The following is a 22,039-nucleotide window of genomic DNA, read 5'->3' on the forward strand; positions in this document are numbered from 1 at the left end:
CTCGGACACATTCGTCGGGCCACATCCGTGTGGCCCTCCTATCGACTGCCTCGCGCCTTCCGCATCCTGCTCCGGCGCTCGGTCAGACGGTCCTCGTCCGACATGAGCGGCATCCGTCACAGTCGGCGCTTGAATCACTAACGGCGGCCCTGACGATTTCTCCAAAGGCTCCTCTGCCGGCGCAAGACTTCGATCGGATAAAACATCGAAGGGTTCGTGGGAGGCGGTAGAGGTTATGAGTTTGGCGGCGAGTTTGCCGCTGCGGACGGCGGATTCCATCGTGTCGGGCCAGCCGGTATCCGTCCAGGCGCCCGCGATTGCGAGGCGCGGGTGCGACGTCTTTTGTTTGGTGCGCGCTCGGTGGATCTTCGGAAGCCAGGTGGCTTCGGGGTTGCGCGTGACGGCGCTGCGGACGAGTTTGGCATCTTTGAGTTCGGGGAGAAAGGCCTGCGTCTCGCTCCACGCGAGCGCTTCGAGTTCACCGGTCGGTTTCTTGACGTACTCTTCGGCGGAGCTGAAGCTGCAGCACAAGTAGCCCGGCTTCTTTTCGAAGATCCACTGCAGCGGCGATTCGAGCGCCGCCGCAAAGTCGATGCCGATGCTTTCGCCGTCGTGCCAGAGGTGTACGTCGATGATCGGATAGGGATCGTAGGCGTCGAGGTTGGCGACCTCGTAACGCGCCGCGTCGCCGAGCATCCGCTCCACTTGCCGCGGCGGCACCGCCAAGACGACGGCGTCGAAATCCAACGCTTCCTCCGGTGTGCGCAGCGTGACGGAATCGTCCTTCGGCTCGATCGAGAGCACCGATGTCGAAAGATGGACCGCATCGAGCGATTGCGCGGCGGCGGCGGCGAGATGCGCGAGCGGCACCTCCGAGAAACCGAAGCGCGCGGCGGCGGGATCCTTCAAGAACGCGGTGCGCAACACGAACATCGCGTCGGCGGCGCCGACGCGATCGAATGGTGCGTTGAGTGCGGGGATGAAGAACGGATCCCAGAACGCCCGCCGTTCGCCCGCCCCTTGATGGTTGCGCTCCAGCCACGCCTCGAACGTCTCGTCGCGATCGCGCTGCGTCATCGCCGCGAGCAGCGCGCGCCCGATGCTCGCCTTCTCGCGCAGCGTGAGATGCGTGTAGCCGGCAAACGACGGCAGCAGGTGCAGCGGCGCCGGCAGCGCGCCGGTTACGAGATGGCCGACGCGCCCGTCGCGCGAGAGGATCGTCGCCTCGAAGCGCTCCTGCAGATGCAGCTCCCCCTCCATGCCGACGCGCGCGGCGAACTCGATGAAGTCGTCGCAGCAGGCCAAGAAGACGTGCTGGCCGTTGTCGACTTCGATGCCGTCGATCTCAAACGAGGTCGCGCGGCCGCCAAGAAGCCGGCTACGTTCGAAGAGCTCGACCGCAAGCCCGGCATCCTTCAAATCAAGGGCCGCCGCGAGTCCGGCGAGCCCGGCACCGACGACCGCTACGCGCTCGATAGCCACGACCTCACGACGACGCGCAGCTTCTCGCTCTTGGAGAGGGCCGCGCGAGCGCGCAAGGGCAGACCGGGATCGCGCTCGATCTTTTTGAGAAGCTCTTCGTAGATGCCGGCCATCGTCTGCACGCAGGCGCCCGGACGGCGCGGGATGTAGCGCAGCACCTCGTAACCGGTGGCGAAATACTTTCGGGCGCGCTCGACCTGCAGCGCGATCAGCGCCGGCCAGCCGGGGTAGCTCTCGCCGTCGAGTAAGGCCGATTCGGGAATACCGAACTGCGCGAGATCCTTCTGCGGGAGATAGACGCGCTGCATGTCGACGGCATCCTCACGGACGTCGCGCAAAATGTTGGTGAGCTGCAGTGCGAGGCCGAGGTCGTCGGCCCGCTCGAGCGCGATCGGATCGGTAAAGCCGAAGATGCGCACGCACATCCGCCCAACGACCGAGGCCACGAGATTGCAGTAGTCGAGCAGCTCCTCGAACGTTTCGTAGCGCGAGCGGGTGAAATCCATCTCGACCCCGTCGACGAGCATCTGCAGCTCCGATTCGGGAATGGCGTAGCGCGCGATCGCTTCGGAGAGAACGCGCAGAATCGGGTCGTCGCCGTACTTTCCGCGGACCGCTAGCGAGATGCGCTCGCGATGGAGGGCCAGGCGCGCCGGCAGGTTATCCAGGCCGACCGTATCGGCTTCGTCGTCGACCTGGCGCGCAAAATTATAGAGTGCATAGATCGCCATGCGCTCGTGGTAGCCGAGCGAGATAAAACCCCAATAGAAATTTCCCGCCTCCCGCTTGGCCATGTCCCGGTTGAAGCGCTCGGCCCGAAGCCGATCGGGTGTGGGAACCGCCTTGCCGCGGAGCGCCCGCTGAAGATTGATCACTATGCTGGCCGCCTCCGAGAAAAGCTCTCTACTGCGGCGCGCAGTACCAGCGATACCTTCGTGGGCGTCGAAAGACTCGGCCGCTTGCGCTCCGTTTGGTAACCGAGCGCTTCGATGGCGTTGCAAATTGCGAGGCCGCCCATGCGGTAGAGCGCCAGCTGCAGCCGCAGCGGACGCGGCACCAGCCGCTCGAGCTCCTCCCCCGAAGCAAGCAGCGTCCGTGCGCGGCGCACCATACTCTCGGCCGCGCCGGCCGCTCCCAGCGCGGCGACGTCGCTCTCGACGAGGTATTTGCGCCCGATCGCCGCATCCCGGCGAACGTCCTGCGCGTGGTTTGCCAGCTGCAGGCCGATGCAGACGTCGTCGGAGAGCTGCTCGGCACTTTGGCTGGCCACGCCGAAGACGCGCAGCACCATCCGCCCGACCGGCGCGGCCGAAAGGCGACAGTAGCCGATCAGCTCGTCCCAGGTCGCGTAGCGGCTAACGCTTTGGTCCATCACGTTGGCTTCGATCAGATCCGCAAACGGCTGCTGCGGAATCGCGCGCCGCTCGATCGTCTGCGCGAGCGCGAAGAGAACGGGATGCACCGGCGGCGTGCCCGCGTAGAGCGCGCGCACTTCATCGCGCCAGCGCGCCAAACGGTCGAGCGCGGTGCCGTCGGGGCTCTCGTCGCCGAGATCGTCGGTCGTGCGGCAGAATGCGTAGATGCGCATCAGATCGCGACGCGTCTCGCCGTCGACGAAGCGCGAGGCGACCGGGAAGTTTTCGTAGTGACGGCGCGTCAGCATCCGGCAATAGCCGTCGGCAGCCCCCAGCGTCAGGTTCATCGGCGCGCGTCGATCGTTGCAATGGGGTAGGCGAGAACTCGCGGATCCGCACTGACCAGCTTCATTCCCTCGACGAGCGCCTGCGCCACGAGCATCCGGTCGAACGGATCGCGGTGGCGATCGGGAATCGAATCCAAGGCAAAGACGTGGTCGAGCGAGACGTCGAGCAGCGTCGCGCCGCTGACCGGCAAGCGCGAGCGCAGATACGTCGCGACGTCGGTCGGCAGCTCGACCTTTCCGCGAGCCTGCTTCACGACGATCTCCCAGGTGCTTGCGATCGAAAGAAAGAGGCTGTTCGCGCGGTCGGCGATCGTCGAGCGGGCGGCTTCACCGAGGCGTTGCGGCTGCAGCGCCATCCAAAGCCACACGTGCGTATCGAGCAGCAGCTTCAGCGCAGGTACTCCGTAAATTCGTCGGGCAGGTACTCATCGAAATCGTCCGCGATCCAGAAGCGTGCGCCGCTGTCCCAGCCGAGTTCGCGCGGTGCCGGCGTTTCGGCGGGCACGAGCCGTGCGATGGGGCGGCCGGCTTTGGCGATGATCACTTCTTCCCCGGCGGCAACCTTCGCAAGCAGTTGCGAGAAGTGCGTCTTGGCCTCATGGACGTTCACGCTCTTCATTTTAAGAGTTAGTCTAGCGGACTTAGTCCTTTTTGGTCAAGGCGCTGTGGCGCAGCTCTTCGAGCGTTCGCGCTGCGGCGCAGAACATCGCGATGCGCAGCGCCTCGAGATACTCCCGCGCGAGGGTTTCGGCAGCCTCCGGGCCTTGATCCGCGGCGCGGACAAATGGGCCCGCGATCCCGGCGAGGTCGGCGCCGAGCGCGATCGCTTTGGCGACGTCGACGCCGCTGCGCAGGCCGCCGCTGGCGATCAGGAGGCGGCCGGGGGCCGCGCTGCGCGCTTCGACCAGCGCCTTGGCGCTGGGAATTCCCCAGTCGGCGAAGGCCGCCGCGACGCGCGCTCGCCAGGGTTCGCTAATGCGATAACGCTCGACCTCACTCCACGACGTGCCGCCCGCACCCGCCACGTCGACGGCCGCCGCGCCGGCATCGAAGAGCGCGCGCACGTCGGTCGGACCGATGCCCCACCCGACTTCTTTTACCACGATCGGAAACTTCACGTCCGCGCAGACGGCGGCGATTCGCCCGATCAATCCGCGAAAGTTCGTGTCGCCTTCGGGCTGCAGCGCCTCTTGCAGCGGATTGAGGTGCAGCACGAGTGCGTCGGCGCGCAGCATCTCGACGAGCCGCGTGCACGCGACTGCATCGTAGCCTTTATTGAGCTGCACCGCGCCGAGATTCGCAAAGAGCAGAATATCCGGCGCGTCGTCGCGCACGTCGAAACTCTCGAGCGTGTGCGGCGATTCGAGCAGCGCGCGTCCCGATCCCAGGCCCATCGCCAGACCGAAGCGCGCGGCGACGCGCGCCAAGCAGCGATTGATTCTCGTCGCTTCCGGCGTTCCGCCGGTCATGCACGAGATCAGCAGCGGCGCGCCGAGTTTGCGGCCCAAAAAGGAACGCGTGCAGTCGACCTCGCGCAGGTCGATTCCCGGCAGGGCGCGATGGCGGAACCAGTACGAATCGAAGCCGGCGTCGATGCCCTTGGCGTTGACGTCCTCCTCGATGTTGATCCGCAGGTGCTCCGCCTTTCGCGACGGCGTTGCGCGCTCAGGCTGTTCGTCGGGCAATGTCGAAGGCAACTTCCCTAAATGCCGCGAGCGTTTGCGCGCTCGCATATGGCGCGAGCGAATCGATCGCGCGCTGCGCGAAATCGCGCGCCTGCGTCTCATCCGGTGCATCGGCGGCCATGCCGAGCGCGCGTCCCGCGCGTTCGAAGGCCCGCGCCGTTTCGGCGTTTGCGCCGGCGATCACCGCGCCGGCTTGCAGCGCCGCGCCGGTTAGCGCGCAGCGTCCGGCCATCGGTTCGCTGCGGCCTTCGATGGCTTCCAGCACTGCTTCACCGGCGAGCCGCGCGGCTTCGAGCCGCCGCGCCGGGGAAATCACATCGCTCGCGAGGCTGCGAAAAGCGACCGCGTAGAGGGCATCCCCGGCGTTGAGGCTCTGGCCGAGGCCCCATCGCGCAATTGCTTCGGCAGATGCGTCGGCGAGTTCGTCGTGCAGCAGCATGAAACGCTCGAACAGATCGAAGGCGGCCGCAACCGGCAGCGCGTCGGCGGTATCGCCGCCGTTGACGGCGCACGCCCAGAGCACAAAACATGGCCCGGCCGGGTCTCGCACGTAGGCTTCCGGCAGGCGCTCCGCGATAATTTTTCCCGCCACCGATTCGAACGAAGCCGCAATTTTACTGGAATATCGCTGGACGGAATCTCGGTAGGCACGAAAAGGAAGCGCGTCGGGAAGAGACGTCATGCCTCCCTCTTCCACTCAATTCCAGCGACTCACTTCTGAAGTGCGAGCGAAGCGACTTCTACGAAGCCCATGAGGGCGGCGGCAAACACTCGGAGAGATAGCGTGCCCGCGGGCCGGAGACGCCGAGCAGACCGTCGAGGCTCGTAAGTTCGAGCAGGCGGCGCATGTTGCTGTCGCCGACCAAGGCTTCTAAGCGGCGCCCCTGCCCAAGCAAACGCTTGTACAGTCCAATCAACTCCGCCAGCGCGGTAGAGTCGAAAAAGCTTGCCCCGCGCAAGTCGACGACCACGTCCCGATCGCTTCCGACCGACGTTAGCGCCTCGCGCAGCCGCTCGCGGGTCGAGACATCCCACTCGCCGCGCAGCGTGACCACGTGCAGGTCTTCAAAGACCGAGGTCTCGATGGCGTGTTCGTGATCGTCGTCGTACATCCAGTATGGAGTGTACCGTATTCGGGGCTAAAACTTAAAGTAGATAAACGTAGGCGACGGACCGGACCACGAGAAGAGCTGCAGCGCTAAAAGCAGGCCTGCGAGCGCTCCCGCTTGCAACGCCGGGCGCAGCTGCGGCCAAGCCGGCGCGACGCTGTACCGTTCGAGCAGCAAGCGCAGAATGCCGAACGCGACGATGCCCGTGGCGAGGACCGCCGGCCATCCGCTCAGCAATCCGGGGCCCCAACCGCCGGCGAACATCGCCCGGTAGACGGTCAGCGCAGCGGCGAAGCTCGGTGCGCGGAAGAGCACCCACGCCAGCGTTACGATCGCAAACGTCGAAGCGACGCGCGCGACCAGCACGACGCCGCGCGGCAGCGAACGCTCGCGCCCAACACCGGCGAGCCGCTCGATGCACAGCGCAACGCCGTGCACGCCGCCCCACGCGACGAAGGTCCACTGCGCCCCGTGCCACAAGCCGCCGAGCAGCATCGTGATCATCAGGTTGCGCAGCGTCGCAACGGCACCCCCGCGGTTGCCGCCGAGCGGAATGTAGAGATAGTCGCGCAGCCAGGTCGAGAGCGTAATGTGCCAGCGATGCCAGAAATCCGTAACGCTGGTCGCGAGATACGGCATGCGAAAGTTCTCGGGGAAGACAAAGCCGAGCAGACGCGCGCAGCCGATCGCAATATCGCTGTAGCCCGAGAAATCGAAATAGATCTGCAGGCTGAAGGCAAACATCGCGCTCCACGCGGCGGGCGATCCCGGATGGCTCGCAATCGCATCGAAATAGCCATTGGCGACGCCGGCGAACTGATCGGCGATCGCGGTCTTCTTCAGCAGGCCGAAGCCGGCGCGGGCGAGACCGTAGCTGACGTCTTGCGGACCCGGCGGGCGCCACGTGAAGAGCTCGCCGAAGAAGAGCCCGGCGCGCACGATCGGACCCGCCAAAAGCTGCGGAAAGAAGGCGAGATAGAGCGCGTAGTCGAGGGGCTTGCGGATCGCGACCGTGCGCCCACGATAGACGTCGACGAGATACGAGATGCTCTGAAAGGTATGAAAGCTGATGCCGATCGGAACGAAGAGGTTGACCAGCCAAGGATTGCCGTGCCTGCCGATCAGTTCGGCGACCGTGCCGCTCGCGAAGTTCGTGTACTTGAAACTCCCGAGGAAGGCGAGGTTCGCCGCGACGCCGAGCGCCAGCAGCAGCTTGGTGTTGCGCTTGCCCTCACGCCGCTTCTCGAGCGCAATCGCGATCAGAAAATCGCTCGCGGTCAGAATCCAGAGAAAGAGGACGTACCACGCGTTCCAGCGCGCGTAGAAGTAGTAGCTGACGATCAGCAGAAAGACGAAGCCGGCGCGCCGCGGCAGCAGATAGAAGAGCGCGCAGACGAGCGCCAAGAAGAGCCAGAACTCGTACGACTGAAAACGCAGCGGAATGCCGATGCCGCAGGCCGCGGCAAACCACGAGAGGTCGCGATGCTCCGGCGGCGCGGGCGGCAACGCCGCCGAGCTGGGGAGCACCGCGTCGTTGACCGGCACGCTGCGGGGCGGCGGCTGGGAGAGTCCGGCGGCAACGTCGTGGCCGAGCAGCCGGCTGAACAACAGGCTGCCCTGCGCGTTGAGGTGATCTTCGTCGGCGAAGAGCTCGGGGCGCTCGAGCGCGATATACGGTGCGGCCGGAACCAGCCGCGCGTGCTCTTGCTGCGCGATGTCGACGAGCGATCCGGTGGGCTCCTGCGACGCGCTGCGATGGAGCGGACGCGTGGGAATCCGCACGAAAAAGACCGGCGTCCCGCTCTGCGCGTAACGAGCCGCGAGCGGCAGCAGCCACTGTAAGCGGTATTTCGCATAGGAGGCGCTCGGCTCGGGGAGCTTGAGCACCTGGGTCGCGATCGCACTCTGCTCGGTAGCGGTAAGCCCCGGCGGATACTCGATCTTGCCCGCAGCAAAGTCGACCGTGAGGCCGCGCAGCGTCTCGCTTCGCGGGTGCGCGACGAGCGGGTCGAAGGTATCGGCGCCGCGCGCCGCCTCGAGCGCCGCAAATCGCGCGAACGGATTGGCCGCGAACGCTTGCACGTCGTCGCGCAGCTCTTGCCCTCGCCAGAAGAGATCGATGCCGTTCTCGACGCGCTCGCGCGGGTCCGAGAACGAGCCGGCGAGCTTGGGCAGATCGCTCAGCCGCGTCTGAAAGACGACGTAGCGCAGGTCCATCGGACGATCGTCGCCGTCGAGGCTGCCGATCGCGCTGTCGTCGTCGGCGTAGGTATCGACCGCGATGACGACCGCGCGAAAGCGCCGCGCTTGCGGATCGATCGCGCGCACGAAGAACGGCCAGCAGCGCGGCGTCGTCCCCGGAACGCCGCCGTTGAGGAAGCGCAGCCCCGGCGCCGCGGCGCTCGCCGCCTGCGGATTGAGGCCGGAGTAGATGCGCGAGTCACCCAGCACGAGCACGTCGGTCTTCGGGACGGCGTCGAGATTGCGGAAGCGTTTAATCGCGGTTTCGAAACTTCCGGTGCTCGAAGCGGGGTCGAGGGCCGCGTGGTAGAGTCCGGTGCGAAATGCGAGGACGTCGATCAGTGCAAAGACGGCGAAAGCGGCCACAACAAGAAGAGCGGCCGTTCTCTTAGGGGGCGAAACCGTTGGCTGCACCGCACGGTCCCTTGTTCGGGAATGGGTAGGACGCCTCTAAGAAACATGGCTCGATGACCACGACCGCCGCCGCAGTTCGCCCGCGCGAGGGGGGCTCAGTTGCGCTGATCACCATCACGGTGATGCTCGGCCTCATCATGGCGATCATCGACACGACGATCGTCAATGTGGCGATCAGCACGATCGGCGGAAACTTGGGAGCGACGGTCGACGAGGTTGCCTGGGTCGCGACCGGGTACATCCTGGCCAACGTCGTCGTGATGCCGCTCAACGGCTGGCTTACCGCGCTGCTCGGCCGCAAAGCGTTTTACGCGACCTCGCTTGCGGTCTTTACGATCGCTTCCTTCTTCTGCGGTACGGCGCGCTCGATCTGGGTGCTCGTCTTCTACCGCATCGTTCAGGGCTTGGGCGGCGGCGCGCTGCAGCCGACCGCGCAGGCGATCATGTTCGAGACCTTCCCGCCCGAGCGCCGCGGTGCCGCGATGGCGATCTTCGGCATGGGTGCGATGGTCGGGCCGGCGATCGGTCCTGCGCTCGGCGGCTGGATCGTCGACAACGCCAACTGGCCCTTAATCTTCTACATCAACGTGCCGATCGGCATCGCCGCCTTCTTGATGACGCTGGCCTTCATCCCCGACCCCAAATACATCGCCAAGCCCAAAGGCGGCATCGACTTTATCGGCCTGGGCCTGCTGACGGCCGGCCTCGCGACGATGCAGTTCGTGCTCGAGCAGGGCGAGCGCGACGAGTGGTTCTCCTCGCGCGCGATCCAGGTCTGCACGGTTGTGTCGGTCGTCGCGTTGGTGACGTTCGTCTTGAAGGCCTTGCGCGACCGCCATCCGATCGTCGATTTGAAGGTCTTCAAGTTCAGGTCGTTCTCCGTCGGCTCGTTTTTGGGCATCATCATGGGCTTCGGCCTGTACGGAACCGCGCTGATCTTACCGCTCTTCTTTCAGTCGCTGCTCGGCTTCACCGCGTTCGACACCGGCCTGGCGCTGATGCCCGGCGCATTTTCGACCGCCATCTCGATGTTGATCATCGGCCGGATTCTCAATCGTATCGATGGTCGATGGTCGATCGTCTTCGGAACGCTGCTGTTTGCCTGGTCGACATGGATGCTCGGCGGGCTCAGCGTGCAGGCGGGGTACTGGGACGTCTTTTGGCCGCGCGTGATCCAGGGCTTCGCGCTCGGCTTCCTCTTCGTACCGCTGACGACGATCTCGCTCGGCGACGTCCCCGTTCCCGAGATGGCGGGCGCGACCGGCGTTTTTACCTTGCTGCGTCAGCTCGGCGGCAGCCTCGGCATTGCGATCCTCACCACGATGCTCACGCACCAGACGGCGATCGCCTGGAACGTGCTGGCCTCGGGCGTCACGCAGTCGCACGGCTATTCGATCGGACAGCTCACGCAGATGGTGAGCCAGCAATCGGCGATGATCGCTTACAACTATCTATTCCGCGCGACGGCGATCGTCTTTGTGCTCTCGACCCCGCTGGTCTTCTTGATCAAGAAGCCCAAACGCGTTCGCGCACCGGCAATCGCCGTCGCCGAGTAGCCCCGCCTTACTGCGCTAGAACGATGTTCCGCAGATAGGACTGGCCGTCGACCGGTTTGCCCGGATCGACCGTAAACCCGCCGTTGAGCTGCACGTTGCCGAAGACCAGAACGAGGTAGTTGCCGCCGCTCCCATTGATTTGTCCGAGCGCGCCGGGCGCGTACATCACGCCGCTGAGGTCCATATTGCTGCCGTTGAATTGCACGGTGGATTTGTTGCTTGGATCCTGGTAAAAGAGCAGCCCCCCGGCCGGTGGCGTGAGCGTGACGCTGCTGCCGTTGAACAGAACCGGACCGCCGGTCGCGCTTACGTAGATCGTGACATCGCTTCCTGTCACCGGAGGACCATTATCCATCACCGTCCCGGTGAACGTGTACGTTCCGGGTTCCAGGTGTACGCTGCCGCCGTTGAGGACGAAGGAGCTATAGCAACCCGGCTTGACGTCCGCATTCGCCACGCCATTCTCAGTGTACACGCTGCAGGAAGTCTGTGCCGGCGGACTAGCGGCCATTGCCGCGCAGGATGCGATCAGCGGGCAGGGATCCTGCACCTGGATCATTTTCTGGGGCTGCGCGTCCTTATAGGTAACGCCATTGCTCTGCAGCGATCCGAGGTATCCGAACGAGCCGACGTCGATGGTCCCGCCGTTGACCTGCACGCTGGCGTTTGAGTTGATGCCGCACTTCGGCGCGTTAACCGAGGTGCCGTTGAGTTGGAACCTCGCCGTCGGGTCGAGCACGTAGATACACCCGTCATTGTTGTTGACGATGGTGGCGGTTGCCTCGGTCGTCTCTTGCATGCCGCCCGGCCGGAAGAACGACGCGAAGGTCGTCCGGTGCGGCGCCGTGATCTGGGCATAGACGGCGCAGCTACTGGTCGCGTAGGGGCCCGACGGCGGAGGATTCTGAATGTTGACCGTCGTTCCACCGGTGCCGTCGGTATATCCGGCTGCGGCTGCATCAAGCTGTCCCGCCGGCCTGGCTACGCCCACATTCGGGCAGGTGGAGCGGAGCAGCTGCTGCGCACCGCCGATCGCCGCAGCGTCGGCGGCCGACTGCTGCTGGCGCTGCTGGTATTCAAGATAGCCGACGTCGACGGTCATTCCCGCGAAACCCATCATGACAGCCAAGGAAATTGCGACGAGCGGCAGCACCGCTCCGGATTCGGATTTACGTCTCATTGTGATATCACCATTTGCGAAGTGCTCGACATGCTGATGGGCGGTATGCCCGGCACGCCGATGAATTTGAATGGATAGGTAACGGTGACTGCAACGGTGCAGCCGGTGGTCTTGCAGGTCGGCCAGGAGGCGGATGCCGTCAGCGCATTGATCCCGGTTCCCGGCGTCATTCCTTCCGCCAGGCTCTGCACGTAGGTATTGACGTCGGAACTGGCGGCGCCGCAGTGATCGAGCAGCGTGCAGCCGCTGCCGCGAACGATCGCCCAGCGCGCACCTTCGCGCGCCAGCTGCGCCACGTAGCCGTAGGTGTACATAACACGGCCAAAGTCGACGACGCCTAAGATCAGTGCCAAGAGTGCGCCCGCAGCGATGACCATTTCGACCATGCTGCTCCCGCGCTCGCCGTGCTTTCTCATTCCGACTCCACCCGCATGACCGCCGATCCCGAAACGGGGACCGAGGCCGGCAATCCGGGATACCTGATCAGCGGCGTGTACGTACCCGAAGTAACCACCTTAATGTACGTCACCGCGCCTGCCGTCGAGCACGAGCCCGATACGCCGTTGACCAGGCAGTAAGGTAACGGACTCGCCGAGACGTTCGGCAGGCCGCCGGCGTCGGCAATCGCGGCGTTTTTCATACCGGTGGTATCCGCCGCGGTCTCGGGAGTCTGCGCGCCATACTGCACCGCGGCGCGCGCCGCGTTGGCAATAACGATGCCGGCGTACATATAACGCCCAAAGTCGATCAGACCGATCAGCAAAAGCGCGAGAAATGGGAGGACGACGGCGAACTCGACGAGGCTTGCGCCGGAGTCGCATTTACGAAGCTGACTCATCATACTGGTAGCAACGGGTGACGAGCCACTAAAGTTTGTCGTGAGCGTGGATGCGACCAGCGGCCTGACCTGCCCGGTCTGCCGGTGGCGCGTTTTCATAGTGTACGATTTTCGCATGGTTTCCTCAGGCGTGTGCCCGGCACGCTATAGGCGGGCAGGGCGGCGTTTTCGAGGCTCAATAGGACGCCCAGGTGACAAGGGGCCCCTTGACCTCTCGCGCCGATTATGCTACATCTTCGTTGAGCCGTCAACACTTCTTAACGCCCGGGCTCGTTTTGCGTTAAGGCGGTTTTGGCATCTCGACAAACCTTAAGCCGGTCGGCCGGCTACAGACTGAAACGTGGGACGGCTCGTTTACGTTCCTCGTTCAGTTAGCTACGTCGACCTAATCCCGAAAGGAACCAAACGAATGTTCGCAACCCTTAAATCTCTCGCTCTCGACGACTCCGGCGCCTCAATGGTCGAGTACGGCCTCCTCGTCGCCCTGATCGCTATGGTGGCCTTGGCCGCCGTCAGGACCCTCGGCGTCAGCGTCAGCACGCTCTTCAACACAGCGGCAAGCTCGGTCTAGAACGAGCAGCGATGAAGAATATGAAAACGATTCTCAAATCACTCTGGCGCGACGAAGAAGGCGCCACGATGGTCGAATACGGCCTGCTGGTCGCACTGATCGCGATGGTAGCGCTCACGGCGGTCAAGCTGCTCGGCACGAATCTCAGCAGCGTTTTCAATACCGTCGCTTCGTCGGTCTAGCGTGGCAGTCGGTCGAGAGCGGCGGTCCCTCACCGCTCTCGAGACCCTTTTCTGGGACGATCGTGCCGCAGCGGCCTTAGAATACGGCCTGCTGGTGGCATTGGTCGCGCTGGCGGCGCTGGTCGCGATTCAGACCGTTGGCGGAGATTTAGGCTCCGTCTTCGCGCATGCGGCGCCCCACAGTACGGCCGCTGCTTCGGGGGTCCTCCTGCCGAAGCGCTAGGGCAGAACCGTCACAGGCTGAACGACGCTCTCCTGCCCGAAGCCATCCGTGAACGTGGCGACTACCGTATAGGTAGTCGCTTGCGCCACGTTTGGCGCCGTGAGGGTCACCGTATCTGCTTGCGCGCCCACGTTTTGGGCGGCGACCTCGTGCGACTGCGAGTCCGTCAACGCGATGCGCATGTCGTTCCGCGGCGAGATGATGTGAATTCGAATCGGCTGCCCGCTCTTTACGGTACGGTCTAGAACCTGGAACGTGCCGTTGGAATCGGCGTCGGTTGCCGCCGGCACGTTCGGGTCGTCGTCCCCGGCAATCTCCACCCTGCTCCCGGCGGCCGCCGCCGCGATCGGGTGCAGGGCGCTCGCGACAACCAGCCCAGCCATCGATTTTGCCGCCGTCGAAGCTTTGGCGACACTGAGCACGACCTGCAGCTCGGCGCCGTCGCGCAGTGACGGCACGGTCAACGTCGTTTCACCATTGCGCGAGAAGGGCTGCTGGGCCCAAACCGTGCCGGCGGCATCGACGAGCCGTACCGTGCCGGCATCGGCGTTCGCCGAGTAGGTGACGTCGATCGTCTGGCCCGGCTTCGCGACGGCCGGCCGCACGGCGAGGCTTTCGATTCTTGCGCCGCCTCCGAGCCGGGGCGCGACCGTATTGAGGACGCGGACCTCACTGGCCTTTCCAAGGGGCCCGCTCTTATCGAGCTCTAGAATGTAGGCACCGCCCTGCGGAGCGGCCGGGATCGCCACGGGAATCGCACCGGCGTTCTCCGCGAGCCGCCCGCCCGCAATCTGCTTCCCATTCGGGGCCTTGACGGCGTACGAGACTGCTCCCAAGCCTTGGGAGTCGTATTGCGCCTGAACCGTCGTGCCCGGCAGCGTCTCCGGCGGCACCACGAACCCCGCGATTTTCGGAAGCGCGGCTTTTAGTCCGAGGGTGATCGCGAGGGCAAGAACCCCGAGCATTACGCACGCCGCGGCGATCGGCGCGTATAGGTTCCGAGATCTCGCTCGCGGAGCCGGAGCTTCAACGATGCAGTGGACGCCTTCTCCCGATACTTCGAGCAGCACGCGATCGAATGCGGGAAAGCCCTCCACCCAGACGGGCACGCGCGCCGCATGCGTCGCGTTTGGATTCACGAGGATCGGCTCGGAGTTCGCAAGCACGAGCTCCCCGCGGCGGGAGAGTATCCAAATGCTGCAGACGAGCTCGCAGCGGGTGTGGTTTATCACCCGCAGCGCGTAGAGTGCAACCCCATCGCGCCGTTCGAACGCCGCCAGCGCGAAGAGCGAGCTGACGCTCCCGGTCCCGGTTTGCAGCGCGTTGTTCGAGCGGAGCCACCGCTGCGGCAGCCGCGAGCTGGGGATCGCCAACGCATTCATGCAAACCCGCCTTTCCTCATTGCGAGATCACCATCTTCGATGTGCTGGACATGTTGATCGTCCCCACCGGCAAGTACGGCAGCAGGAAATTGAATGGGTAGGTGACCGTCACGGCAACGGTACAGCCGGGAGCGTTTGAGACGGGCGCACAGCCGGAAAAAGCCGGCGGACTCACCTGAATATTGTTTGGATTGGTCATGCCCTCGGAAAGGCCGCGAATGTACGTCTGCACCTCGGTCTGGCCCGCGCCGCAGTGATCCAAGAGGCTGCACTGCGAACCGCGCACGATCATCCAGCGCGCCCCCTGGCGAGCGAGCTGCGCGACAAAGGCGTAGGTGTACATCGCGCGGCCGAAGTCGATGATTCCGAAGAGCATCGCGAGGACCACTGCCAGAACGATCGCGGTCTCGGGAAGGCTGGCTCCACGTTGGTGTTTGCGCATCATTGCACCAGCACCGCATGCTCGATGAGGGAGCCGCCCGGGGGCGGCGTTGCAAGATCCCAAGCGATGCTCCCGTTGGAGTTCATCGCCCCGAAGACGAGCACGACGTATTTGCCGTTGGCCCCGTTGAAGTTGACGGCGGTCGCGCCGGGGCAGTAGATCAAGCCGCTGTAGGAGTTGTTGGTGCCGTTAAAATTCGGGCTGCTGGGGTTGCCCGGAACCTGGTAGTAGAGCACGCCGGTTTCGTTGCCGCTCGTCGGCGGCGAAAGGGAGACCTGCGCGCCGTTGAAGTTCGGCGCCGTCCCCGAAGCCGGTACGAAAAGCGTTACGCCGCTACCGGTGATCCTGGATCCGTTGAAGTTCGAGGTTCCGCTCAAGACATACGTGCCCGGATTCAAGGTCACGTTCGCACCGTTGAGGTTCAGGCTGCTGTAGCACCCGGCGCTCAGCGAGCCGCTATAGCCGTTTCCGTTGAAGGACGAACAGTTGCTCGTCGGAGGCGGACTTGCCGTAATGTAGGCACAGCCGTCGATCGTCGGGCACGGATCGGCGACCGGCAGCATGGGCGCGGGCGTCGCCAGCGTAAAGTTCGAGCCGTTCTCGTTCGGAGCGGTCGATCCGGCGTAGCCGACGTTCGCGACGTCGATCGTGGCCCCGTTGAAGTTTGCGGTGTCGTTCATCAGGATACCGCACTGCGGCGCATTGACCGTCGCACCGTTGAAATTCTGCGAAATCGTCGGGCTCAAGAGATAGATGCAGCCGCTGGCGACCGCATTGGTCGTCGCCTCGGCGACCGCCTGGGTCGTCTCTTTGGCTTGTTTGAAGCCCAATGCCCGCGAAAAGAACGTCGCGACGTTTGAACTCGTAATCTGCACGCTTACCGCGCAGGCATTGCCGGCCAGCACGCCGGTTGTCGGCGGACTGTTCACCCCAACCGCTACGCTGCTCGCGCCGTCCACAAAGCCGTTTGTGCCCGCGTCGCTCTTCGCGACGGTCACGGCAGTGCCGTTGCTCGCGCAGCTCGAGTGGGCAAGCTGCTCCGCGGCGCCGAGCGCGGCGACGTCGGTCGCCGACTGCTGCTCCTGCTGGCGGTACTCGAGGTAACCGACGTCGACCCCGACGCCGGCGAAACCGAGCAACACGGAGAGACTCATCGCAAGCAGCGGAAGAATTTGCCCGGATTGTTTCCAACGATGCCGCGGTATCATTGCGCAGCCACCCGCATCTGGGCCGTCGACGAAATGGTCATGCTGTGCGGAATGCCCGGATAGCTGATGATCGGATTGAAGACGCCGGTGACGACAACTTTGACGTAATAGGTATTTCCCGCCGCGGGCGTTCCCGTACCGCACATGGCCGCCGAGCCGTTGAGGCTGCAGTAGTGGGTCGCCACCGGGAGGAACCCTCCCGGGGCATCGGCGCTCGCCGCGTTTTGCATACCCGCAGTATCCGCGGCCGAGTAGACGTTCTGCGCGCCGTACTGCACGCCGGCGCGGGCTGCATGCGCGGCGACAATCGAATAGTACATGTAGCGCCCAAAGTCGATCAAGCCAAGAACTAACAACACGAAGACCGGCGCCAGTATCGCAAATTCGATCGCGCTGGTGCCGCTCTCGGAATCCTTGAGACTTTTTTTCATTGTGCTAATACCGCCTGCTTAATGATAGATTGCCCCGGTGGGGGCGAAGCGAAGTCGTAGGCGTTGTTTTGGTTGAAGTTCATCGCGCCGAAGACCAGCACGACGTAACTCCCAAAGTTGTCGTCGAAGTTTGCGCTGGTCGTGCCGGGCGCGTAGATGAGCCCGTTCATACTCACGTCCGAGCCGTTGAAGTTGATGCTCGAAGAGTTACCCGGAACCTGGTAGTAGAGGACGTTCGCGTAGTTTCCGGTGGTCGGCGGCGAGAGCGTTACCGGCGGACCGTAGTCGAGGTTCGGACCGTTGCCGTTCTGGGTGACGTAGAGGGTGACGCCCGTCCCCGTGAGGGTTACTCCGTTGTTATTGAAGTTGCCGTTGATGACGTAGAGCCCGGGGCTCAGCGTGATCGTGCCCGGGGGATCGAGGTTCAGGCCGTTATAGCACCCCGGGGAGAGGGTCGCGCTGGCGCCGTTTGAGTTGTAGCTCGTACAGTTGCTCGCTGAGGGAGGGTGTGCTGCGAGATAGGCGCACCCGGCGATCTCCGGGCAGGGATCGGCAACCGGGAGCATCGGCATGGGGCTTGCCATCGTGAACGTGGTGCCGCCGTAGTTCGGGGTACCCGATCCGTAGCCGATGAACGGTGCGGCTATCGTGCCGCCGTTAAAGTTCGCGTTGAAATTTAAAGCAATTGCACAGCCCGGTGAGTTCACCGTCGCGCCGTTGAAGCCCGTGCGAGCGGTGGGGCTTAAGAGGTACATGCAGGTTCCGTTGCCGCTGGTTTCGGCGACCGCCGTGGCACTCGTCGACTCGGTCATACCTGCCGGGAAACCGAAGAGGCGGGAAAAGAACGCCGCCAGGTTGGTCGTGGCGATCCGGACGCTGATCGCACAGGCGTTGCCGGCGTAGGGGCCGGACGACGGCGGAGTCATGGGGCTCACCTGGCCGGTCGGGAACCCGTTGGCGCCAGCGTCGTTGAGCGCGGCCGACCCAGCGTTGGTCGCGTTGCCGCAGTTGCTTTCGGCGAGGTTCTGCGCACCGCCGAGCGCCGCCGCGTCGGTCGCGGTCTGCTGCTTCTGCTGCCAGTATTCCAGATAGCCGACGTCGATCGCGATACCCGCAAAGCCCATCAGAACGGCCAGGCTGACCGCCAGGAGCGGTAGAATTTGGCCGCGCTGCGAGTTCATCGCGTGATGATTTGCGGCGTCATCACAAAAACGACGTCGCTCTGACTGCTTTGGTACGACGTGGAGGTAAAGAGTTTGCCAAGGATCGGGATCGCGGAGAGCAATGGGATCTTTGAGATCGTGCGCATCTCCTGGCGGTCGACGAGGCCGCCGAGAATGATGCTCTCTCCCGGCCGCGTGATCACATCGGTGGAAAGCTTGCTGACCAGGAGCGCCGGAATCGTGAAGCCGGAGACGATGACCGCATTTGCATAGTCGAGCCGCGAGATCTCCGGGGCGACGACCGCCCGCACCGATCCGTTGCCGAGGATGTCCGGCGTGACGTTCAGCTGCACGCCGTATGGCTGGTACTGAACGTTCGTTCCGCTGATCCCCGATGAGGTGACGACTGGGATCTCGCCGCCGACGAGAAAGGTCGCCTTCGCCCCCGGGCTCGTTACGAGGTCGGGGCTGGAGAGAACCTTTGCGTGCCCCTCCTGCATGAGGAGGTTGAGCGTCGGGGCGAGCGTCGTGAGCCGATAGAATGGCTGAATCGTGAAGGCCGAGCCCGATCCCGGAGCCGATGGGCTTTCTAGGAAGGGGAACTCCGGCGGCACGAGGCTTGGAATCGCCTGCCCCTGAACCGGCTGCGCGCCGAAGAGCGAGATGCCGAGGTTCGACTGGGCGGTCTTGTCGACTTCCAGAACGTAGATTTTGACGTCGATCTGGCTGTTGCTGATCGCATTGAGCCGATCGATCAGTTGACCGTTGCTCGCCAGATATGGGCCGGCCAGTCCGCGCGCCCGATCGAGAATCGCCTGAGCGGTCACGGCGTCGGTCGCGTTGCCGCTGACGATGACGTTGCCCTTACCGTCGGGATCGACCCGAATGTCGCTCGCGCCGGGAATGTTCGCGATGGCCCGCTGAAGCTGGCCGAGGTTCTGCTGGATCGTTACCGCGTTGATGATCACGGCCTTCGCGTCGGTGCCGTTTTCCGAAACGAGGTAACCGCCGAAACGCGAAATGATATCGCTGATCTGCTGAAACTGTGCGCCGTCGGAGACCGTCCCTCGCACGACGATATTATGGCCCGAACTGACCACCTGAACGTTTGGCTCGGCAATCGCGCTGCGCAGCATCTGGGCCACATCGTCCATCCCCTGCTCGGTCACCGTCACTTCGTAGGCCTGGCGCCGGCCGCCGGCCCAGATGTAGAGGGTGGTGTGCCCGGGCGCTTTTGCGTTGACGATCACCTGGGAGGTCCCAACCGGGACCACCCCCGCGATCCGCCCGTCGCCCACGGCGACCCGGGTCAGGCCGTCGGCCTTGATCACCGTCGAATGGCCGGACTGGATTGAAAGCAGCGTCAGCTGATCGGCGGCCGAAGGCGCTGCGATCAAGCACAGGCCCAGGGCTGCCAAGGATGCGACAAAACGGCGCGTGATCGAAACCATTGCCTCCTCCATAGGTACGAACGGGCGTCAAAAGGCGTCCGCTCTCCCCGGCATTATGGCACGAAACCCGGCGTTAACTCGTTAACGAAGTGCCGACGTTAAGTTAAAAAATGCGTGGGCGGCCTGCCTCGGTGTTGCAAGGCGCTACCGGGGATGTCATGATACAGCCGCACCAGGAGTTAGGAGGTTCGTTTTGCGGCCTTTTCATCGGGTGGCTCTTTTTGTATCCTGCGCTCTGCTGATAACGGTCCCCGTTAGAGCAGCGGCGGATCAAGGCGTGCCGCTCGCTCGCGTAGCTGCCGGCGCTCATCTTCAGTATGAGTGGCTTGCGGCGTCGCGTGCGGTACAACTCAGCGGTCCCGGCATCGTGCTGGTGATTCGCCCCGGCGATAACCTGTACGAAGTGAACGAACGAGTCGAGGTGACAGCCGATACTCCGCGCTACGCTTCTAACGATATCTACGTCTCACAAGCTTTTGCCAATCGCATCACGCATCTCGCACGGCAAGAGCTAGCGAAAGTCAATGCACAACTGCAGCAGGCGATCAGTGAGGCAAAGGAAGATCGAGACGAATCGATCGTGGGGGAGGCTCAAGGCCAGATCGCTCTCAACGTTGTGCCGCTCGAGGGGGCGGAAGCGGTAATCGTCTCGGGACAGGCCCCGCCGTCTGCGCCCGTTCGGATCACGCTTCTTGCAACGCTCTCATCCGACTTGCCCAACGTTTTGCTTAGCCGTCACGACCTGACGGCGGGGCCCGATGGGAAGTTCCAGGCAATCGTGCCGATTGCGCCCGACTATTTGCGCGACTCATTCATCCACGTTTTGGCGACCTCGTCGCCGGGCGTTATCTCAGCAAGCGCGCAGCTTCTGGTGCACAGCCCCAATGCCGGCGTCAAGGTTCCGGCGGAAGCTCAGCCTGGTGGCATTTGGTAAGGAGAAATCAGATAATGCTCCACACACTTAAATCCATCGTTCGCGACGAAGACGCCGCCACGATGGTCGAGTACGGGCTTTTGGTTGCGCTGATCGCCATGGTCGCCCTCGTAGGCGTCACGACGCTCGGCACCAACCTCAGCAGCCTATTCAACAGCGTTTCGAGTTCCGTCTGAATCACGGAAACTTGTAACGGACCCACTCATACACTTACGCACACTTACAAGGAGATACAATGGTCAGCACGTTCACATCCATGATTCGCGACGAAGAAGGCGCAACGATGGTCGAGTACGGCTTGCTCGTGGCCCTCATCGCGATGGTCGCCCTCGCCGGCGTTAAGCTGCTTGGCACGAACCTGAGCGCGGTCTACAACTCGGTCGCGGGATCGATCTAAGCCGCTCTCGGCAATGGGTTTGGGGCACGCAAACTTGGAGGCGAGCGTGCCCCTGAACCCAGATGAACCCGGATCCGCTCATGTCGATCGCTCTTTGGCTTAACCTCATCGCCTGCCTCGCGGCAGGCTTTTGTGACGTTCGGACCCGTCGCATTCCCAACGCTCTCACCGGCTCGTTGGCACTCGGCGCGATTATCGTTCATGCGTTCGGCGGCTGGCGCGCTTTGCTCGTCAGTCTGGCCGTCATGGCCATTCTCACCCTCGCGGGCACACTGGTCTACTCGCGCGGCGGTATCGGCGGGGGCGATATCAAGCTGGCCGTCAGCGCTTCGGGCATGCTGAGCTATCCACTCTGCGTGCCGTTTTTGCTCTACAGTGCGATCGGCGGCGGAGTGCTCGCGCTCGTTTTTCTCGTCATGCGGGGGGGCGCCAAGGGTGCCTTCTCACGAGGTCTCCTGCTGGTTTTTGCCGGCGGCCAAGGCCTCGCTCCGGATAAGCGCGAAACATTGCCATACGCGGTAGCTTTCGCTCTCGGCGCGATTTTGGTCGCTCTATCGCAGACCGTCGCTCCATTCTTGAGGATCACGCTCTAATGAATACACGCCGCACGACGCTTTTGATCGCCGTCATCCTGGCAATCGGGACGGGATGGCTGACGTTGACCTATCTCTCCTCGCTGCGTCCGGCCCCGACCGAACAGCGAGCGGTCCTTATCGCTACCCAAGAGATCCCCGCACGCGAGCGCATTACCGATTCGATGTTCCGCACGGAGATGCGCCCCGTCCAGTCGCTCGAGCCCGACGCGCTGGGAACGGCAAATCAGGCAGTCGGCTCGCTCGCCCTCATCACGATTCCGGCCGGCTCCGAGCTCACCGCTTCGAAGATCGGCACGAACGTCGCCTTTGCGCTCCCGGTACGCCTGCAGCCGGGCATGCGCGCGGTCAGCATTCCCGTCGATCGTGTCAAGGGCGTCTCCGGTATGATCCTTCCCGGCGACCGCGTCGACGTGATCGCGATCCCGCCCTCCTCATCGGGATCGGCGCCGCCGAAAGCCGTAACGATCTTCCGCGGGATCCGCGTGCTCGCCGTCGGCAACGCGCTCGAGAATGCGATGGCGACGCCGTCTCCCGAGGAGCAGTCGGCCGCAACGGTGACCCTCGAGGTCAACCCGAAACAGGCGGATATGCTGGCATGGGCAGATGCGAATGCAAACCTTCGCCTCGCATTACGCTCGCCGCGAGAACCGATCCGCTCCGAGCCAGTCGAAGAGTTGACGCTTGCCGGTTCGACCGCACCCGGAACCCCGTTGCCGATGCCGGTCCCCGCGATTGGGCCTGCAGTCCCCACGCTTCCCATGCCGGTGCCGGTCGTTCGGCCCCCGTCCAGCTCCGTGCAACTGATCGTCGGCGATCAAATCGTCGACCCGGCGGCCGCGAAATAGGAGTACC

The 22,039-nt window shown here is 63.9% G+C and carries 27 protein-coding genes; 9 read left to right on the forward strand and 18 right to left on the reverse strand.

What is annotated here, in order from left to right:
* The 9 genes from hpnE to VGG51_11190 form a co-directional block, all read right to left on the reverse strand.
* Positions 1-1,482, reverse strand: a 1,482-nt coding sequence (gene hpnE / locus VGG51_11150) for a hydroxysqualene dehydroxylase HpnE (GenBank protein HEY1883585.1), incomplete at its 3' end; no start/stop codon positions are given.
* Positions 1,464-2,357, reverse strand: a complete 894-nt coding sequence (locus VGG51_11155) for a squalene/phytoene synthase family protein (protein HEY1883586.1) — start codon at positions 2,355-2,357, stop codon at positions 1,464-1,466. The genes hpnE and VGG51_11155, both read right to left, overlap by 19 nt.
* Positions 2,357-3,184, reverse strand: coding sequence for a squalene/phytoene synthase family protein (locus VGG51_11160; protein ID HEY1883587.1), 828 nt, complete (start codon positions 3,182-3,184; stop codon positions 2,357-2,359). Before VGG51_11160 ends, VGG51_11155 begins: the two co-directional genes overlap by 1 nt.
* A complete protein-coding gene (locus tag VGG51_11165) occupies positions 3,181-3,594 on the reverse strand; it encodes a type II toxin-antitoxin system VapC family toxin (GenBank protein ID HEY1883588.1) in 414 nt (137 codons plus the stop codon). The genes VGG51_11160 and VGG51_11165 overlap by 4 nt, the downstream gene beginning before the upstream one ends.
* Positions 3,573-3,803, reverse strand: coding sequence for a type II toxin-antitoxin system Phd/YefM family antitoxin (locus tag VGG51_11170; GenBank protein HEY1883589.1), 231 nt, complete (start codon positions 3,801-3,803; stop codon positions 3,573-3,575). The genes VGG51_11165 and VGG51_11170 overlap by 22 nt, the downstream gene beginning before the upstream one ends.
* A 22-nt stretch (positions 3,804-3,825) precedes the next feature.
* On the reverse strand, positions 3,826-4,869 hold the full coding sequence (gene fni, locus VGG51_11175) for a type 2 isopentenyl-diphosphate Delta-isomerase (protein ID HEY1883590.1): 1,044 nt from the start codon (positions 4,867-4,869) through the stop codon (positions 3,826-3,828).
* Positions 4,850-5,551 (reverse strand): hypothetical protein, encoded by a 702-nt coding sequence (locus VGG51_11180; GenBank protein ID HEY1883591.1) that lies wholly within the window; start codon positions 5,549-5,551, stop codon positions 4,850-4,852. Before VGG51_11180 ends, fni begins: the two co-directional genes overlap by 20 nt.
* Positions 5,552-5,609: 58 nt before the next feature.
* Positions 5,610-5,981: an STAS domain-containing protein gene (locus VGG51_11185; GenBank protein ID HEY1883592.1), complete on the reverse strand. Its 372-nt coding sequence runs from the start codon at positions 5,979-5,981 to the stop codon at positions 5,610-5,612.
* Between the two features lie 27 nt (positions 5,982-6,008).
* Entirely contained in the window at positions 6,009-8,585 is a 2,577-nt protein-coding gene (locus VGG51_11190) for an MBOAT family protein (protein HEY1883593.1), read from the reverse strand.
* A gap of 101 nt (positions 8,586-8,686) precedes the next feature.
* Here VGG51_11190 and VGG51_11195 point away from each other — a divergent pair, with 101 nt between their 5' ends.
* Positions 8,687-10,189, forward strand: a complete 1,503-nt coding sequence (locus VGG51_11195; protein HEY1883594.1) for a DHA2 family efflux MFS transporter permease subunit — start codon at positions 8,687-8,689, stop codon at positions 10,187-10,189.
* A 7-nt stretch (positions 10,190-10,196) separates the two neighbouring features.
* Here VGG51_11195 and VGG51_11200 read toward each other — a convergent pair whose 3' ends face one another.
* From VGG51_11200 to VGG51_11210, 3 genes are read right to left on the reverse strand one after another with little or no spacing between them, the layout of a single operon-like run.
* Positions 10,197-11,369, reverse strand: a complete 1,173-nt coding sequence (locus tag VGG51_11200) for a pilus assembly protein TadG-related protein (GenBank protein HEY1883595.1) — start codon at positions 11,367-11,369, stop codon at positions 10,197-10,199.
* Positions 11,366-11,785: a TadE family protein gene (locus VGG51_11205; protein ID HEY1883596.1), complete on the reverse strand. Its 420-nt coding sequence runs from the start codon at positions 11,783-11,785 to the stop codon at positions 11,366-11,368. Before VGG51_11205 ends, VGG51_11200 begins: the two co-directional genes overlap by 4 nt.
* A complete protein-coding gene (locus tag VGG51_11210) occupies positions 11,782-12,306 on the reverse strand; it encodes a TadE/TadG family type IV pilus assembly protein (GenBank protein HEY1883597.1) in 525 nt (174 codons plus the stop codon). The genes VGG51_11205 and VGG51_11210 overlap by 4 nt, the downstream gene beginning before the upstream one ends.
* A gap of 310 nt (positions 12,307-12,616) precedes the next feature.
* On the opposite strand from VGG51_11210, the gene VGG51_11215 reads away from it, so the two are divergent.
* The 3 genes from VGG51_11215 to VGG51_11225 are packed head-to-tail and all read left to right on the forward strand — an operon-like array spanning position 12,617 to position 13,183.
* On the forward strand, positions 12,617-12,778 hold the full coding sequence (locus VGG51_11215; GenBank protein ID HEY1883598.1) for a Flp family type IVb pilin: 162 nt from the start codon (positions 12,617-12,619) through the stop codon (positions 12,776-12,778).
* Between the two features lie 11 nt (positions 12,779-12,789).
* On the forward strand, positions 12,790-12,960 hold the full coding sequence (locus VGG51_11220; protein HEY1883599.1) for a Flp family type IVb pilin: 171 nt from the start codon (positions 12,790-12,792) through the stop codon (positions 12,958-12,960).
* Position 12,961: 1 nt separating this feature from the next.
* On the forward strand, positions 12,962-13,183 hold the full coding sequence (locus VGG51_11225; GenBank protein HEY1883600.1) for a Flp family type IVb pilin: 222 nt from the start codon (positions 12,962-12,964) through the stop codon (positions 13,181-13,183).
* On the opposite strand, the gene VGG51_11230 is transcribed toward VGG51_11225, so the two are convergent.
* From VGG51_11230 to VGG51_11255, 6 genes are read right to left on the reverse strand one after another with little or no spacing between them, the layout of a single operon-like run.
* The gene (locus tag VGG51_11230) at positions 13,180-14,565 is read right to left on the reverse strand and encodes a hypothetical protein (GenBank protein HEY1883601.1); all 1,386 of its coding nucleotides are present in this window, start codon (positions 14,563-14,565) and stop codon (positions 13,180-13,182) included. The genes VGG51_11225 and VGG51_11230 overlap by 4 nt on opposite strands.
* A gap of 16 nt (positions 14,566-14,581) precedes the next feature.
* Complete coding sequence (locus VGG51_11235) at positions 14,582-15,010, reverse strand: TadE/TadG family type IV pilus assembly protein (GenBank protein ID HEY1883602.1); 429 nt, start codon at positions 15,008-15,010, stop codon at positions 14,582-14,584.
* The gene (locus tag VGG51_11240) at positions 15,007-16,215 is read right to left on the reverse strand and encodes a pilus assembly protein TadG-related protein (GenBank protein HEY1883603.1); all 1,209 of its coding nucleotides are present in this window, start codon (positions 16,213-16,215) and stop codon (positions 15,007-15,009) included. Before VGG51_11240 ends, VGG51_11235 begins: the two co-directional genes overlap by 4 nt.
* Positions 16,212-16,646, reverse strand: a complete 435-nt coding sequence (locus VGG51_11245) for a TadE/TadG family type IV pilus assembly protein (GenBank protein ID HEY1883604.1) — start codon at positions 16,644-16,646, stop codon at positions 16,212-16,214. Before VGG51_11245 ends, VGG51_11240 begins: the two co-directional genes overlap by 4 nt.
* Positions 16,643-17,827, reverse strand: coding sequence for a Tad domain-containing protein (locus tag VGG51_11250; GenBank protein ID HEY1883605.1), 1,185 nt, complete (start codon positions 17,825-17,827; stop codon positions 16,643-16,645). The genes VGG51_11245 and VGG51_11250 overlap by 4 nt, the downstream gene beginning before the upstream one ends.
* The gene (locus tag VGG51_11255) at positions 17,824-19,260 is read right to left on the reverse strand and encodes a pilus assembly protein N-terminal domain-containing protein (protein ID HEY1883606.1); all 1,437 of its coding nucleotides are present in this window, start codon (positions 19,258-19,260) and stop codon (positions 17,824-17,826) included. The genes VGG51_11250 and VGG51_11255 overlap by 4 nt, the downstream gene beginning before the upstream one ends.
* Positions 19,261-19,537: 277 nt before the next feature.
* On the opposite strand from VGG51_11255, the gene VGG51_11260 reads away from it, so the two are divergent.
* From VGG51_11260 to cpaB, 5 genes are all read left to right on the forward strand, one after another.
* Complete coding sequence (locus VGG51_11260) at positions 19,538-20,194, forward strand: hypothetical protein (GenBank protein ID HEY1883607.1); 657 nt, start codon at positions 19,538-19,540, stop codon at positions 20,192-20,194.
* Between the two features lie 14 nt (positions 20,195-20,208).
* Positions 20,209-20,370, forward strand: a complete 162-nt coding sequence (locus tag VGG51_11265; protein ID HEY1883608.1) for a Flp family type IVb pilin — start codon at positions 20,209-20,211, stop codon at positions 20,368-20,370.
* 80 nt (positions 20,371-20,450) lie between these two features.
* Positions 20,451-20,591 (forward strand): Flp family type IVb pilin, encoded by a 141-nt coding sequence (locus VGG51_11270; protein ID HEY1883609.1) that lies wholly within the window; start codon positions 20,451-20,453, stop codon positions 20,589-20,591.
* Positions 20,592-20,653: 62 nt separating this feature from the next.
* Positions 20,654-21,184: a prepilin peptidase gene (locus tag VGG51_11275; protein HEY1883610.1), complete on the forward strand. Its 531-nt coding sequence runs from the start codon at positions 20,654-20,656 to the stop codon at positions 21,182-21,184.
* Positions 21,184-22,032 carry a Flp pilus assembly protein CpaB gene (gene cpaB, locus VGG51_11280; GenBank protein ID HEY1883611.1) on the forward strand — a complete coding sequence of 283 codons (849 nt, stop codon included), beginning with the start codon at positions 21,184-21,186 and terminating at the stop codon, positions 22,030-22,032. The genes VGG51_11275 and cpaB overlap by 1 nt, the downstream gene beginning before the upstream one ends.
* The last annotated feature ends 7 nt before the right edge of the window (positions 22,033-22,039 follow it).

Source organism: Candidatus Cybelea sp. (genome assembly GCA_036489315.1).
Taxonomy (GTDB): domain Bacteria; phylum Vulcanimicrobiota; class Vulcanimicrobiia; order Vulcanimicrobiales; family Vulcanimicrobiaceae; genus Cybelea.